Below are 15464 nucleotides of genomic sequence, written 5' to 3'. Positions count from 1 at the left end.
CTAAGCAATAACCTATTGGATTGTCATCAACGAGTGCCCACACAGATTGATAGGTTTATATTGTTAAAGAGCAATTTCTAACTTCCGTTGCGCTCAGCGCTTCGTCGTTAGGGGTGCGAATCTTACGCTTCCCGTGTTGAGAGTCAAGAACTTTTTAATAATTTCTTTTTCTCACTTCCCAACTCGCTGTGTGACGTCTGTCTCACTCCGTGTCGGTGAGGCGGCATTATAGGGAGCTCTGAGAGGATGACAAGCGTTTTTTTAAATTAATTTTCCGTTTGGTCAAAAAAAAATCAACACACTGAAAATAGAATAAAATTTCAACATTTGAGTCATGTCACATCAATACGTTGGAAAAACATCAACCATATACGTAATATCGCTGTGTCTATTTTGTTAATGTAGACCTATTTTTTCTTAAACCTAAAAAGTTGTATTCCAGTATGAATTCAAACAAATCGACCTTATTGATTGTTGCCTTAGCCGTTTTAGGTGCAATCATCTTTTTTTCGCAGGTAGCGGTTCAACCCGCTTTAAGCTTTGTTGTAGGTTTTGTTGTGGGTGTTGTTGCCTCTACTTTTATCTTTAAACTTTCCATTACCGACAGCGAAGTAAAAAAAGAAGACGACGATCAAGCCAGCGACACTTCAACCAAAACCCTTTATGTCGGTAATCTGCCGTATAAAGCCAATGAATCGCATGTTAAGGATCTCTTTGCTAAGCATGGGGAAGTTTTTGCCGTACGCTTAATGAAAGATAAGCGCACTGGTAAAAGAAGAGGTTTTGGCTTTGTTGTGATGGCTGCAACCGATGTCCCAACCGCTATCGATGCGCTTAACGAACAGGATTACATGCAGCGTACATTAAAAGTACGTGTCGCTAACGATCCTAAATCTCAAGCGGATAATATTGAACAGGACTAAAACCGAACGCCTTTAAAGCCTTATTCAACGCTTCCTCTTGCCAAGGGGGAGCGGTTGAAAAGATGTCACGACTGCCTTTTTTACTCTCATTATTGTTCAGCACTAAATCGTCCAGCGCTAACAGGTCTTCTACTCGACGTGCAATCGCCTCTCCCGAATCGATTAATTGAACCTGTTCACTCAACACAGCTTGAATCTCGGTTTTAATCAACGGAAAGTGGGTGCAGCCCAGAACCGCCACATCTATCTTATTGGCAATCGGCAATAAGATTTGCTTAAGTTCCTCTTGATCAAGGCTTTCACCACGCAGTTTTTCTTCCGCCATATCCACTAGTCGTGTAGAGCCCAGCAATTTGACAGGCTTACTTTGCGAAAAATTGCGAATCAGGTCGTGCGTATAAGGACGAGTGATAGTCGCAGGTGTTGCAATCAGACCAACCGCTTTATTCGCCATATTAGACGCTGGCTTTATCGCAGGTACAACCCCCACCACAGGAACAGACAGCTTGGCCCGCAAAGTAGGTAGAACAATAGTACTTGCGGTATTACAAGCAATCACAACCAAATCGACGTGATACTGCTCAACCATTGAGGTGATTAACGTATCAACCCGAGCTATTAAGGTATGACGATCCAGTTCTCCATATGGATAGGCTTGATTGTCAAAGAGATAGAGGTAATCAAGTTGAGGCAGCTTAGTCTCTATTTCTTGATAAACTGAAAGGCCACCAACGCCAGAATCAAACACTAGGACTTTTTTATTACTTAATGCTCGCACAAGTCTTACCTGCAAATTAAGGACTTGGCGATCATACTGGTTAGATTTGTTTTGGCAATGTTTTCGCTTGGTATCTTTAATGTCTCAATCGCTCCTCTCTTCACTTCAAGTTTAAAAAGAAAAACCGCCGATGTGGCGGTCTTGTTTGGCTCAATTAGAAGCGGTAGTCTGTCGAGATAAAGTACTGACGCCCTGGCGTGGCATAATCTGAGTACATCTCGTAATCTTTATCGAATGCGTTACTGAGCTTCGCATTAATATCCCAGTTTGGGTTCACAGCGTAAGAAGCGGTAAGGTTCCATAGACTGTAACTCGATAATTTTGTACTGCCATTAAAGCGCTCACCTTGGTAAAGATACTGCGAACCCAACGTCCATTGGTTAAATGTTGCGTAAGCATTCCACTTCGCACCACGCTTAGATCGGTATGCTAATTGGGTCTTCTCTGTACCAGACTTATCGACAGGATCTTTATAATCTAAGTAGAACTCATGAGAGACGATATCCGTCTCGAATTTCACCTCTAGCTCTATACCTTTGATCTGTGCTTTACCGACGTTTTGCATGCCAGCGCCTTTCCAAATCAGCATATTTTCGATTTGGTTGTAGTAACCCGTTACTGTCCAATCAACAATCGATACTAGACCAGATAACGATAATTCCGTGTTTTCTGATTCTTCCGGTTTTAGATTTGGCATTTCGTAACCTGGATAGTATAAGTCAACAAAGCTCGGGGCACGAAAAGCCGTACCATGGCTTAAGGTTAATTCGTAGCCTTCGTAAACCTTCCAACCAGCAGCAGTTTGCCATGTGGTGTTGTTACCAAACTGATTGTTTTCGTCATTACGTACGCTGAGTTCTAACGTCCATGCATCGTAAACGTATTGGGTAATAGCACTCACACCAAAGTTAGTTCTTGGATTTTTTTTGGGATGATAGTCTTGAGCCGGTCCCCAACTATTTGCCGCAATATAGCCTTTTGCTAACTTCTCGGTACGGTAGTCCAAACCACCGCCAATACTCAATTGCTCGTTAACGCTGTACGAGTTCAACCAAATTGCATTGAACTGTTCAATAGCAACATGATCGCCCGTAGATTTGCTTTGACCTGACTTATGGTCATAGTTGTCTTGTTGACCATAAGCCAATTTTAATTCAGATGAGTAAACGTCTTTGTTGTATTCTAGCGATAAGTCCGTTCCTACATACTCAACTTCGCCAGTTTTTTTCTCATGGCCACTCCAAATACTGCTGTTGTCGTAATCATATTCATTGTTATAAGCGCTAAGACCTACATAACCCGATAAATAATCTGAGAAGTTTTGTTGATAGCCCAACTTAAAATTTAACGTTTCGAAACCATGTTCATCGCCGTCATTCAATCCCGCTTGAGGCTTAACGTTAAAACCATTGGTTTTCTCGTACCCCACGACCCCCTTAAAGTGCTTACCTTCACCCACAGCCTTAGAGACCAAAAACGTGCCCTTTTTATGATTATTTGAGCCATAACCTATAGACACTCGGCTTGAATCGTCATCAATAGTCGCACGAGTAATAATGTTAATTACGCCAGAGATGGCCTCTGAACCGTAGATGGAGGCACGCGCGCCACGAATGTAGTCAATACGTTCAATAGAATTCATTGGAAATTGGTTAAAATCGATACCCCCCATCATTGTACGTGACATACGAATACCATCGACTAAAACCAGAACTTGGGATGAACTACCTCCTCGAACGTAGATAGACGCGGATTGACCACGTCCACCGTACTGGGCAACTTCAACACTCGGTAGTGTACGAAATACATCAAACAGGCTATTGACTTGAAGACGTTTAATGTCTTCTTTTGTTATAGTGACGGTTTGTGCAAGAACGGCACCATCAATTTGCTTGAAGCGGTTTGCGGTCACCAAAACCGTTTCATCTGCGGCAACTTCTTGGGCTTGTAAATAAAAAATAGGTGAAAGCAGCGATGCACACGTGATCGCAAGAAACGTTTTTCTCATTCTATTATCCTAAATCGCGTAAGTCCTACTGAGTCGGAAAGCATTCCATTGTGACTCAGGCGCTGGCAGGTATTCGGACTCAAGAGCTCGGCTTCGCCACCTACTTGCTCGACTTCCCACATAAATCTCTATGCAGTGTCATTTGAGCGTTCGTTCTCTTTTACCGCTGCGCGTCAGTTCTGGATTTACACCAGGATTCCCTTTTGGCCGTCTATACATCTAAACAGCACCAGCTTGGCGACGATGTTATTAAGCAATTGATAGTTTGTCCAGCCGATATTGAACGGAACTATAAATTAACGCCGAATTCGTGGTCAGCCAACACAACTTTTACACGCTATATTTTGTTGATGAGGCGCTCAATGCTGGACATCACGCTGAGATTGAATAAAATCTGCGCTCTCAAATACAACACACCCTCCACAGGTACAAATACCAAAGGTAATGATCATGGCGACTCTGGACGTAAACCCGCAACGCTACCAAGAACAACTGGCTGAAAAGGTCAAATGTCTCAATGAGATGTTTGCAGATTACAATGTACCTGAGTTGGAAGTGTTTGAATCACCAGAACAAAACTACCGCATGCGCGCTGAATTTCGTATTTGGCATGAAGGTGAAGACCTTTATTACATCATGTTCAATCAACAAACCCGTGAGAAATATCGTGTTGATCAGTTCCCAGCAGCCAGTCGCCTGATCAACGACCTTATGCCTTTACTCATTGATGCTCTCAAGGACAACGACTCTCTACGCCGTAAACTATTTCAAGTGGATTTCTTATCAACATTAAGCGGCGAGATTTTAGTGTCGCTGCTTTACCACCGTCAACTTGATGATGAGTGGACACAAAACGCCAAGACACTCAAACAGCGCCTTAACGATGAAGGGTTTAACCTGAATCTTATAGGCCGTGCGCGTAAGATGAAAGTCGTCCTCGATCGAGATTATGTCATCGAGAAACTGGATGTAAACGGAAAGCCTTATGTCTACCAACAAGTTGAGAACAGTTTTACTCAACCTAACGCTAAGGTCGCAGAGAAGATGTTGGAATGGGCGGTTGATTGCACCCAAGATAGCCAAGGTGACTTACTTGAGCTTTACTGCGGTAATGGTAATTTCTCTCTAGCGCTGGCGCAGAACTTTAACCGCGTGCTCGCCACAGAACTCGCGAAGCCTTCTGTCGTTTCTGCCCAATATAACATTGCAGCGAATAAGATTGATAACGTGCAAATTTTGCGCTTGTCGGCTGAAGAGTTTACTCAAGCGATCGAAGGTAAGCGTGAATTCCGTCGTCTACAAGATGCAGGCATAGATCTGAAGAGCTACAACTGCAACACCATCTTTGTCGACCCTCCACGTGCAGGGATGGATGTCGATACTTGTAAAATGGTGCAAGGTTACCAGCGCATCCTGTACATCTCTTGTAACCCTGAGACTCTAAAAGAGAACTTAGACATTCTATGCGAAACACACAACGTGACACGTTTTGCTCTGTTTGACCAATTCCCTTTCACCCACCATATGGAAGCAGGTATACTTCTAGAGCGTAAAGTCTAAATATCATTTTGATATAAAAAACGAGCCATCACGGCTCGTTTTTTATGACGTTGATAATAATTACTCTTGAGCTTTTTCTGTGGCAGTCAGAAAACCGAGCTTTTTAGCTATCCATAACAGCAAGCCAAGAGTAATAAAGATTGCGAGCATGTTTGATCCTGCCTCAGGGTACTGCGCTTTGATAAACGCAGAATGACCAAAAGCACCAACAAAGAAACACGCCAGTCCGACTAAAGGAATGTCTTCAGAGACCGGGTTACTTAAATATTCTCGATACAGAGCTTGGACTGACAGAGCCAGCGCAATCAATGGAAAAATAGAGAAAGAGACTTCGCTCATGGTTAACCATGACAGCACTGCATCACCACACATACCAGCGACCAGCGCCAGAACCAGTGTTTTTTTCTCAGAGCTACGATTAACTTGGTTTGTTTCATTCGACATTAATCTATCCCACCTTTTAACCGGTTACGTTCACGTTCTTTGCGATACCAAAACGCCCCTTTAGCGATCATTCGCAACTGCATAATAAGACGCTCAGCGAGTTCATCACGCTCAGGTCTCTCTAAATCTAGCGCTTCAGCACCCGAGCTAAAGACTAACGTCACTGACGCTTCAGCTTGGGTAAAAGCTTCATCGCGCGTCATACCACTACTAATTAAGTATTCGGTCATCTCAGCAACAAAATGCTGCATTTCACGCGCCACAGCATTACGAAATTCAAATGAGGTGCCTGAGCGTTCACGCAATAACAAACGCAAGACATTGGGACTGCTCTCGATAAATTCCATAAAGGTTTCTACCGACGTGCGTATCACACTGCCCTCTTTTACAATACGCTGGCGCGCTTGACGCATCAGTTGGCGTAACAACAAACCACCTTCATCAACCATGGTTAGACCTAACTCGTCCATATCTTTGAAGTGACGATAGAACGAGGTGGGGGCAATGCCCGCTTCACGTGCTACTTCACGCAAGCTCAAGTTGGAAAAACTGCGATCGGCACTGAGTTGACTAAACGCAGCATCTATCAAAGAACGTCGTGTCTTCTCTTTCTGCTGTGCTCGGATTCCCATGGATTTCATAGCTGTAATTCTGTTTTTACTTCTAATGTCATTAATATACAACGATTGGAGTAACGAGATAAGCCATAATCGTCCGCTTTGATGACCGAATGGCAATTAAATCGAGCTGAGTTGAGAATTCAATCCTTTCGCCACTAATTAGAGACATACAGCATACCCTTTAGCCATTTTGATCTATTCTGCGTGATCTCGCCGACTCTCTAGTGCGCTTATCATTTACGCTGTCAGCGAATCAGTTAAAATCTCGCTACAGCAATGTTAAGAATCGATAACAAGGAAAAGCGCTATGGCGGAGAATAACCACTTTGATGTAATCGTTATTGGTAGTGGCCCCGGAGGTGAAGGGGCAGCGATGGGATTAACCAAAGCGGGATTGAATGTGGCTATTGTGGAAAAAGAGAGCAGCGTCGGTGGCGGTTGTACTCACTGGGGAACGATTCCTTCTAAAGCGTTACGTCATGCCGTTAGCCGTATTATTGAATTCAATAACAACCCGCTGTTTTGCCACAACAACACCAGTTTGCATTCCACCTTTTCCAGTATTCTTGGTCATGCAAAATCGGTGACAGATAAGCAAACGCGCTTGCGTCAAGGTTTCTACGATCGTAATCAGTGTTCATTGATCTTTGGTACCGCTCGCTTCACCGATAAGTACACTATCGCCGTGATGCAAAGTGATGGTACCGAAGAGACTTACAGCGCGGATCGCTTTGTGATTGCTACAGGCTCACGTCCGTACCAACCTGCCGATGTCGATTTCACACATCAGCGTATTTACGACAGCGACTCGATTTTGAGTCTGAAACATGACCCTCGCCATATCATTATCTACGGAGCAGGGGTTATCGGCTGTGAGTACGCCTCTATCTTCCGCGGGTTAGGCGTAAAAACTGATCTAATTAACACCCGAGATCGACTACTTTCTTTCCTTGATAACGAAGTGTCGGACGCACTGTCTTATCATTTCTGGAACAGTGGTGTCGTTATCCGCAATGATGAAACATATCAGAAAATTGAAGCCACAGAAGACGCCGTGATTGTTCACTTAGAGTCTGGGAAGAAAATGCGCGCCGACTGTATTTTGTACGCCAATGGCCGCACTGGTAATACCGACAAGCTCAATCTTACTGCTGTTGGCCTTGAGGCAGACTCTCGTGGCCAGTTGAAAGTTGACAGTAACTATCAAACAGATATTGACCATGTCTACGCCGTCGGTGACGTGATTGGTTACCCAAGTCTTGCAAGCGCCGCCTATGACCAAGGTCGCTTCGTAGCGCAGGCGATTAATAAAGGTCAGGCAGAAGGGCTTTTGATTGATGACATTCCAACGGGTATTTACACCATTCCCGAGATTAGCTCTGTCGGCAAAACCGAGCAGGAGTTAACTGCAGCCAAAGTTCCATATGAAGTTGGGCGTTCTTCGTTCAAGCACCTTGCTCGCGCTCAGATCGCAGGTAAAGATATTGGCAGTTTGAAGATTCTCTTCCACCGTGAAACAAAAGCAATTTTAGGCATCCATTGCTTTGGTGAACGAGCCGCTGAGATCATCCACATCGGCCAGGCGATTATGGAGCAAAAAGGTGAAGCCAATACCATCGAATACTTCGTCAATACGACCTTCAACTATCCAACCATGGCTGAAGCGTATCGCGTCGCTGCGCTCAATGGCCTCAACCGACTGTTTTAATATTCATGCCTTGTTTCAAGCCGGACCCAGTTCGGCTTGTTCATCGTTAAGCTACCACTGATTGGTTAATTGTGTCACTGAATGAGCAATTAAACACCCAGTGTGTTTGTATCATCACCGTGAGATCACCAACGCAGCTGAACCACGACAGGGGTTAAACGCTGTTTTAAGAACTGGAATTTACTGATCCACCGCTGCCAAAGCTTCCAACGTCCGCAATCACGTTCAAGTGGTGAATCCGTTTTAACCCAACGTGCCCAAGGCAAGTAACCTAGCATCGCCTCTCCTGGCGAACGATAACCATGTTGATAAAGACTGGCTCCCATCTTTTGTCCCAACTTACTCACACACAAATCTCCAGCTAAAACCATACAAATCCGTGCGCTGTCGAAATGACAGCCAAGCGCCTGCACAAATTTGGCGATTTGCTGTTGATTACAATCTAACAAAGCGTGTTCACAAACAATCATCACCGGGCTCTTATCCCCCACCGGCAATTGCGTCAGCCAACTTAAATCATCAACACTACCACACAAGTGATGGTAGCGTTCGCTATGATGAAACAGTTTTTTTCGCCACAACAAATGCTCCGTCACATCAAGCTCGAGCCAGTGACAGCGGCCATTATCGACCCGGTAGAAACGTGTATCCAACCCTGCCCCAACATTAATGATCCAACCATCGGGATTGCGTTTAATAAAAGCGGATACGTGCTGATCGCATAGACGAGCTAAGGTGACATGAAGTAGTTGCTTCTGGTCAATATCACCAGAGAAGCATTCGGGAGCGAGTTGGCAGCGTTGGCAGGCACGCGCGGCGATCGGATCGTAAACTAGGCCATTGTCGATTAAACTCTCACGACTGCGTAGCCACATAGGTTGGAGCAAATTAGCTGGGATTTGATAGCGATGTTGATTGGATTGGGGGTTAGTGGCCATTATCATCTTCCTTCTGTCGCCAGAAGAAGATGATAATGAATATCAGTTACAAAAGCAACAAATGAGAATTAATCTCAATTATTAACTACATCCAGTCGGTATTGCGGATAATGCCGACAGCCAGTCCTTCTATTGCGAGATGCTGACTCGTAAGATCCACTTTGATCGGTGCAAACTGATCGTTTTCTGCATGCAACAGTACTGTTGAGCCTTTACGCTCAAGACGCTTGACCGTTACGTCGTCGTCGACACGGGCCACCACGACTTGACCATCACGCACATCTTGGGTCTTGTGCACCGCAAGCAAATCGCCATCCATGATGCCGATATCTTTCATACTCTCGCCATTTACACGCAAAAGAAAATCCGCTTGAGGCTTGAACATACCAGGGTCGACCTGATAATGCGTCTCGACGTGCTCTTGCGCTAAAATAGGTTCACCGGCCGCAACTTGGCCAATCAACGGCAGACCTTGATCGTCATTTGCAGCGTCTTGAAGCAAGATACGGATACCACGCGAAGCGCCTGGAATGATCTCAATCACTTGCTTACGCGCAAGCGCTTTTAAATGCTCTTCTGCTGCATTAGCGGAGCGAAACCCCAATTCTCGAGCAATTTCTGCTCGTGTTGGTGGCATACCTGTCACATCAATTTTGTTCTTGATGAGGTCAAACACTTGTTGCTGGCGGGGCGTTAGCGGCTTCATAAGTCACCTGTCTTTTTATACAGTTGACTGTGAGTATATCCAGTATTTATAAAAATGAAAAGCCAATTGATTGCTTTTTAACAGGAGTGTTAGCTGGCTAAGATCATGCGAGCAGAGAGTCAAATGAGTATGAGAAACTGTGGTTCATTTGGGTGCAGGTCATTTTAAAACACGCTTTTACTCCTTAGTATAAACATCAGGTTACGTTGCTAAGAGGTTTGGCACCATGTAGGGTTTTCGGTGGCATGTTGCTTTCTATTGGCCGTTTATCGAACGACTTTCTTGAGTTGAAAATTGACGTTTTCCTAATCAATAATAAGTAAAAGGTTAGACCAGTTTCTGGTATCCTTGCCGGCTATAAAAATAACGCTTGAGCATCGCCCCACTTCGATAGTTAGAGAAGGGGAAATACGCTTACGCAAACTCGCAAATTTTGAGGCCAAGATCCTTATGTCTTCTGGACGAATGTTATCGTACTCTTTACTGAAACTGCCCATGTCATTGTTAGTAAAAGGGACAACAATTCCTTCAAATCCTATTGAAGATCATAGCATTGATATCAACAAACCCATTATTTACGCACTACCATATCGATCCAATGTCGACTTGCTCGCATTGCAAAAACAGGTTATCGCATTAGGGCTACCAGACCCCCTACAACCTGTTGAGATCAATGGTAAGCCGTTTATTCGCTATGTGTTTACCTCTGCACGACAAACCGTGATAAACAACGACCAAGACGTGCCGAACGAATCGATCACCCTCTTTTCGGATCTACTTGAGCTGCATAAATTTGATTCAGATCTCGATGTGCAAGTGATCCCAACGACGGTGCTATGGGGACGTAAACCGGGTAAAGAGTCTCAGCACAAACCTTACCTTCAATCGCTTAATGGCCCACAAAAAGCCATGGCGGTTATTGTTTCTGGACGCGACTGTCTTGTTCGTATCAGCCCTGTGGTCTCACTGCGTTATATGGCTGATTCGCACGGCACCGATACTTCGATTGCCCATAAACTGGCCCGCGTGGCACGTATTCACTTCTCACGTCAGAAGCTCGCAGCATCAGGCCCTAACCTGCCAAGTCGCCAAGCGCTATTTAAGCGTTTAATGAAATCGCAGGCGATTGAAAAAGTGATCGAAGATGAGGCAAAAGCGAAAAACGTTTCGATTGAAAAAATGCGTAAAGAAGCGCATGCCATTATGGATGAAATCGCTGCAGACTTTTCTTACTCACTGGTAAAAAATGGTGACCGTCTACTTGGCTGGCTATGGAACCGCATCTATCAAGGCTTGAACATTAACAATGCGGCGACTGTGCGTAAACTCGCTCAAGATGGTCACGAGATTGTTTATGTTCCTTGTCACCGTAGTCATATGGACTACCTATTATTGTCTTACGTGCTTTACCATGAAGGTATGGTACCTCCGCACATTGCGGCAGGGATAAACCTTAACTTCTTCCCGGCCGGACCGCTTTTCCGTCGTGGCGGCGCTTTCTTTATTCGTCGCAGCTTTAAGGGCAATAAGCTCTACTCAACGATTTTCCGTGAATACTTAGCCGAATTGTTCGCCAAAGGTTACTCCGTCGAGTACTTTAGTGAGGGCGGCCGCTCTCGAACTGGTCGTTTACTGCAAGCAAAAACTGGCATGTTAGCGATGACTATTCAGGCCATGTTGCGCGGATTAAACCGCCCAGTCACCTTAGTGCCGGTTTATATTGGTTACGAGCACGTAATGGAAGTAGGAACTTATGCTAAAGAGCTGCGCGGCAAACGCAAAGAGAAAGAAAATGCCAGCCAAGTGCTACGCACGATTCGTAAACTGCGCAACTTCGGCCAAGGCTATGTCAACTTCGGTGAACCAATCCCGTTAAATCAGTATCTTAACGAGCAAGCGCCCCAATGGACCAAAGATATCGATCCTATCGGCGGCAACAAACCACAATGGCTAAACCCTGTGGTTAACTCGCTCGCGACCAAGATGATGACGCACATCAATGATGCGGCCGCTACCAACGCAATGACGCTATGTGCGACAGCACTGCTTGCTTCTCGCCAGCGCGCCCTGTCGCGTGACAGCTTGGTGAATCAGATCAACTGTTATCTGTCGATTTTGAAAAATGTTCCGTACTCAGAAACTTATACCGTCCCTACTGACGATGCCAAGGCCTTAGTCAAACACGCAGAATCACTGGATAAGTTTATTATTGAGACCGACAGCATGGGCGATATTGTTTCACTTGACCGCAGTCAGTCGATTTTAATGACCTATTACCGTAATAACATCATTCACTTGTTAGCGATACCTTCCTTGATTGCGCAGATGCTGGTTCGCCATCAGCAATTATCACTGCAACAGATTCAACGTAATGTCGCGCTCATCTACCCATTTCTTAAGCAAGAGTTGTTTTTAAGTGTGGAACAAAAGAGGTTGGCAGAGCTTACTGAAGCGTATATCGAAGAATTGGCACATCAAGGCCTTGTCACCATTGATAACCAACACAATGTGGCCATGAACCAAGCCAATAACCAAGTACTGGTATTACTGGGTCGCACCATTACCGAAACTCTGCAACGTTATTCGATTGCGCTAAACCTATTGGTCTCAAGCCCTGATCTGGGTAAGTCTGATTTGGAACAAAAGAGCCAAGATATTGCCCAACGTTTAGGTCGGTTGCACGGTATTAATGCCCCGGAGTTCTTTGATAAAGGCGCCTTCTCGGCCATGTTTGCTACCCTCAAACAAGAGGCGTATCTCGACGGTGACGGAAACTGCGATAGAATCAAGAGTAATGAGCTTGCAAAACTGCTCTACTCAATGCTTTATCCAGAAGTACGCCTGACCATTAAAGAGAGTATCCATCAGGCGACTGACCACACAAAGACGCATTAAAATAAAAGAACAAAGGGCATCATACGATGCCCTTTGTTTTACCAGAATGCGATAAATAAGCCGATGGTTATCACCATACCGACATAGTTATTGTTGAGGAAAGCTCGAAAGCACAACGCTCGTTCGCGATGGCGGATAAGATGTTGCTGAAACACAAACAGCGCACCTGCAATCAGCAAGCTCCAGTAATAGCTTGCGCCCAGTTGATAGTAACTGCCTACCCACATCAGCATAGCCAAAGTGACCAGTTGCAATAAACCAATCACCATCTTGTCATAGCGACCGAATAAAATGGCCGTCGATTTGATACCGATCTTCAAGTCATCATCTCTATCAACCATGGCGTATTGCGTATCGTAGGCAATAGTCCACAGGGCATTAATCGCAAAGATAAACCACACCATCATCGGCACTTCATTGGCTTGCGCAGCCCATGCCATAGGAATCGACCAGCTAAATGCTAAACCAAGGAACAGTTGCGGCAGATGCGTATAGCGCTTCATAAATGGATAGATAAACGCCAAGAAAAGGCCAACAAATGAGAGCTTGATGGTTAGCGGGTTCATGCTCATAACAAGCAAGAATGAACTCAACGCGAGAAGAAGAAACAGCGCAATCGCCTCTTTGGCACTCACGCGCCCGGAAGGCAAAGGACGTTTCTCGGTACGTTTGACGTGACCATCAACATTACGATCAGCAAAATCGTTAATCACGCACCCAGCGGCACGCATAAAAATCACCCCAAGCGTAAACACGACTAGAACACTAACGTTTGGCATGCCTTGGGCCGAAATGATCAGCGCCCATAAAGTCGGCCACAGCAGTAACAAAGTGCCAATCGGCTTGTCCATACGCATCAATTGCCAATAAGCAACGGCTTTATCCGCGGTCATCGCTCGCATTCTCCTTGGTGTAAATGGGCGCTGTCGGCAAAAACAATTCAGCCACCAGCATAGGTTTGTGATTCATCCATAATCGCGAGCGCCTAGCTAATAGTGTCTGGCCATCAATGTCCACCGCCCCAACTTGCAAAGCGTCACGTTTAACATTACTGGCACTAAATACGGTTAGCCCGAGCGGTATTTCGCCTTGGTCGGATAGATCAAAGTCTTGTCCTTGCATCGAGCTCTGCGGGATCAAGGTTCGGCCCAATACCCAAGCTTGACCATCGCCTTTTAAGACGACTTTGCGTAACAAACACTGCTCTTGAGTCAGCAAGCTTACTTCTTGCCAATTAAGCTGTTGGCCATCAATGGCTTTGTTATGTAGCAAGTCAACACTCAATGCCTGACAGTAAGACTCTAATAAACGTGACAAGGAGCCCTGTTCTAGCAACCAAATCTTCGCACGTGGAGTGGGAAAGCTAAAATGTTTTGGGTCTTGCCATTCAACTTGACGTAAAGCAGATAAATAAAGCGCAGTTGATTGATTCATACTAGTATTCAATAAGTAGCCTTATCATCGTACAATAATAAAGCTTCGTGCTCTGATGTTAACCACTAGATAGAGTGCTTAACGCATTTTTATTACAAATCGATGCTCTATTGTAACAAGACTCAGGCGATTCGAATATCGTGATTGGAAGAAAGAAAAGTTATAAATATGATTAAACGTTACCTAACCCAAATATTTGTCGTCTGGGGGTTGCTTATTAGCTTACCCGCACTAGCCGAAGAGGAAGGCGCACCCAAGTTGGCTTATTTTACTCTAGAGCCTGATCTCACGACCAACTTCTATACCAAAGGGAAAAAACTCGGTTATATTCAAGTTCGCATCGACATCATGGTTGCCAGTCAAGCAGACCTCGGTATCATCGAGCTGCATCAACCGCTTATTCGAGATGCAGTGATAGAATTACTCGGTAAACAAACCGAAGAAACCGTCACATCACTCGCTGGACGAGAAGATCTTCGTAAAACCTTAGTTGAGCAGTTAAATGCGACCTTGCTGCCTGAAACCGGCAAAACCATTATCGCCGATTTACTGTTCACTAAATATCTCTACCAATAAAACCAAACGGCGCACTCTATGAGGCGCCGCGTTGACTAGTCTTGCTCTACCATGCGAGTGGCATCCAACAGACCTAATAGCACCCCAGAAATCAAACCGGCCAAATGAGCCGTGTTAGCAATAGCCATAAACGGCTGGACAAACCCGAGCACTAACCACGCCAACATGAAGCCAATCACAGGTTTAGGAAGGTTTAAGCCCAGTTGAGGCGCTTTGTAACCGAGCATCCATAAGTAGCCGACTAACGCATAAACTACCCCAGACAAACCACCAAAGTTTGCACCCTCAATCCAGTATTGGCCTGCTCCCGACAACGCTGCGGAAATCACCAGCAACTGAAGCAGTTTTGCCGAGCCTAAACGCTGCTCAATATCGCCACCCAACTGCCACCACCACAATAAATTAAAAGCGATATGCATAATGGAAAAATGCAAAAGTGCATGACTCACCCAACGCCATAGCTGCCACTGCTGAGTAGAAAAAGCGGGGAAGTGGAGTGCGTTAAACACCCCTTGGCCTGACCCAAACTGTTGCAAACCAAAGATGACGATACACATCATCATTACACTTAATGTGACTGGCCCAGCTTTCGCTTTGATCATTGCCAACATACTGGGCGAGTGGTATTTAAAATGATTCTGCCTTGTTTCAGCTACCTGCCATGAGGCCGCTTGGTATTTGCCAGCGTTTGGATTGGCCAGAAACTGCTTCAGCTCAACTTCCGCTTCCACTTGATGTTCTACCCCCACCAGCCACAGAGCAAACTGACCCTCTCCCTCAGGCATCATCTGCACGTCTATTTTTCGAGACGCCATATAATCGATAAACGCTTGCGCCATTCTTGGATTGTTGAGAGCAATCAGTCTCACCATAC

14 protein-coding genes and 1 riboswitch are annotated in these 15464 nt (G+C 45.1%); of the genes, 5 read left to right on the top strand and 9 right to left on the bottom strand.

The features are described 5' to 3' along the window. The first annotated feature begins 443 nt into the window (after positions 1-443). On the top strand, positions 444-923 hold the full coding sequence (locus CDZ87_RS13690; RefSeq protein WP_100754052.1) for an RNA recognition motif domain-containing protein: 480 nt from the start codon (positions 444-446) through the stop codon (positions 921-923). On the opposite strand, the gene murI is transcribed toward CDZ87_RS13690, so the two are convergent. Together murI and CDZ87_RS13680 are read right to left on the bottom strand one after the other, a co-directional pair. Further along, positions 889-1701, bottom strand: a complete 813-nt coding sequence (gene murI, locus CDZ87_RS13685; RefSeq protein WP_100754051.1) for a glutamate racemase — start codon at positions 1699-1701, stop codon at positions 889-891. The two genes, CDZ87_RS13690 and murI, sit on opposite strands and share 35 nt — an antisense overlap. Before the next feature lie 154 nt (positions 1702-1855). After that, positions 1856-3709, bottom strand: coding sequence for a TonB-dependent receptor domain-containing protein (locus tag CDZ87_RS13680; RefSeq protein ID WP_100754050.1), 1854 nt, complete (start codon positions 3707-3709; stop codon positions 1856-1858). A 47-nt stretch (positions 3710-3756) separates the two neighbouring features. Then, positions 3757-3958: riboswitch (cobalamin riboswitch) on the bottom strand. A 201-nt stretch (positions 3959-4159) separates the two neighbouring features. Here CDZ87_RS13680 and trmA point away from each other — a divergent pair. Then, on the top strand, positions 4160-5269 hold the full coding sequence (gene trmA, locus CDZ87_RS13675) for a tRNA (uridine(54)-C5)-methyltransferase TrmA (RefSeq protein ID WP_100754049.1): 1110 nt from the start codon (positions 4160-4162) through the stop codon (positions 5267-5269). A 60-nt stretch (positions 5270-5329) separates the two neighbouring features. Here the strand turns inward: trmA and CDZ87_RS13670 are convergent, their stop codons facing one another. Together CDZ87_RS13670 and fabR are read right to left on the bottom strand one after the other, a co-directional pair. Beyond that, positions 5330-5713, bottom strand: a complete 384-nt coding sequence (locus CDZ87_RS13670) for a YijD family membrane protein (RefSeq protein ID WP_100754048.1) — start codon at positions 5711-5713, stop codon at positions 5330-5332. After that, positions 5713-6354, bottom strand: coding sequence for an HTH-type transcriptional repressor FabR (gene fabR, locus CDZ87_RS13665; protein WP_100754047.1), 642 nt, complete (start codon positions 6352-6354; stop codon positions 5713-5715). The genes CDZ87_RS13670 and fabR overlap by 1 nt, the downstream gene beginning before the upstream one ends. Positions 6355-6640: 286 nt before the next feature. Between fabR and sthA the strand changes: the two genes are divergently transcribed. Beyond that, positions 6641-8041, top strand: coding sequence for a Si-specific NAD(P)(+) transhydrogenase (sthA, locus tag CDZ87_RS13660; RefSeq protein ID WP_100754046.1), 1401 nt, complete (start codon positions 6641-6643; stop codon positions 8039-8041). Positions 8042-8166: 125 nt separating this feature from the next. On the opposite strand, the gene CDZ87_RS13655 is transcribed toward sthA, so the two are convergent. Further along, on the bottom strand, positions 8167-8985 hold the full coding sequence (locus CDZ87_RS13655) for a class I SAM-dependent methyltransferase (protein WP_172953588.1): 819 nt from the start codon (positions 8983-8985) through the stop codon (positions 8167-8169). Between the two features lie 79 nt (positions 8986-9064). Continuing rightward, positions 9065-9685 carry a transcriptional repressor LexA gene (gene lexA / locus CDZ87_RS13650; protein ID WP_100754044.1) on the bottom strand — a complete coding sequence of 207 codons (621 nt, stop codon included), beginning with the start codon at positions 9683-9685 and terminating at the stop codon, positions 9065-9067. 450 nt (positions 9686-10135) lie between these two features. Between lexA and plsB the strand changes: the two genes are divergently transcribed. After that, the gene (gene plsB, locus CDZ87_RS13645) at positions 10136-12580 is read left to right on the top strand and encodes a glycerol-3-phosphate 1-O-acyltransferase PlsB (protein WP_100754043.1); all 2445 of its coding nucleotides are present in this window, start codon (positions 10136-10138) and stop codon (positions 12578-12580) included. Between the two features lie 38 nt (positions 12581-12618). On the opposite strand, the gene ubiA is transcribed toward plsB, so the two are convergent. Together ubiA and CDZ87_RS13635 are read right to left on the bottom strand one after the other, a co-directional pair. Next, positions 12619-13473 (bottom strand): 4-hydroxybenzoate octaprenyltransferase, encoded by an 855-nt coding sequence (gene ubiA / locus CDZ87_RS13640; protein ID WP_100754042.1) that lies wholly within the window; start codon positions 13471-13473, stop codon positions 12619-12621. After that, entirely contained in the window at positions 13460-14014 is a 555-nt protein-coding gene (locus tag CDZ87_RS13635) for a chorismate lyase (protein WP_100754041.1), read from the bottom strand. The genes ubiA and CDZ87_RS13635 overlap by 14 nt, the downstream gene beginning before the upstream one ends. 168 nt (positions 14015-14182) lie before the next feature. Here CDZ87_RS13635 and CDZ87_RS13630 point away from each other — a divergent pair, with 168 nt between their 5' ends. Beyond that, positions 14183-14590, top strand: coding sequence for a flagellar basal body-associated protein FliL (locus CDZ87_RS13630; protein WP_100754040.1), 408 nt, complete (start codon positions 14183-14185; stop codon positions 14588-14590). Between the two features lie 35 nt (positions 14591-14625). Here CDZ87_RS13630 and glpG read toward each other — a convergent pair whose 3' ends face one another. Further along, positions 14626-15462 (bottom strand): rhomboid family intramembrane serine protease GlpG, encoded by an 837-nt coding sequence (glpG, locus tag CDZ87_RS13625; protein ID WP_100754039.1) that lies wholly within the window; start codon positions 15460-15462, stop codon positions 14626-14628. Positions 15463-15464 lie beyond the last annotated feature (2 nt).

It is taken from the genome of Vibrio salilacus (assembly GCF_002811245.1).
In the GTDB taxonomy this organism is placed as follows: domain Bacteria; phylum Pseudomonadota; class Gammaproteobacteria; order Enterobacterales; family Vibrionaceae; genus Vibrio; species Vibrio salilacus.
The sequence above is the reverse complement of the archived record's forward strand: the minus strand, read 5'-3'. Positions and strand labels throughout refer to the sequence as shown.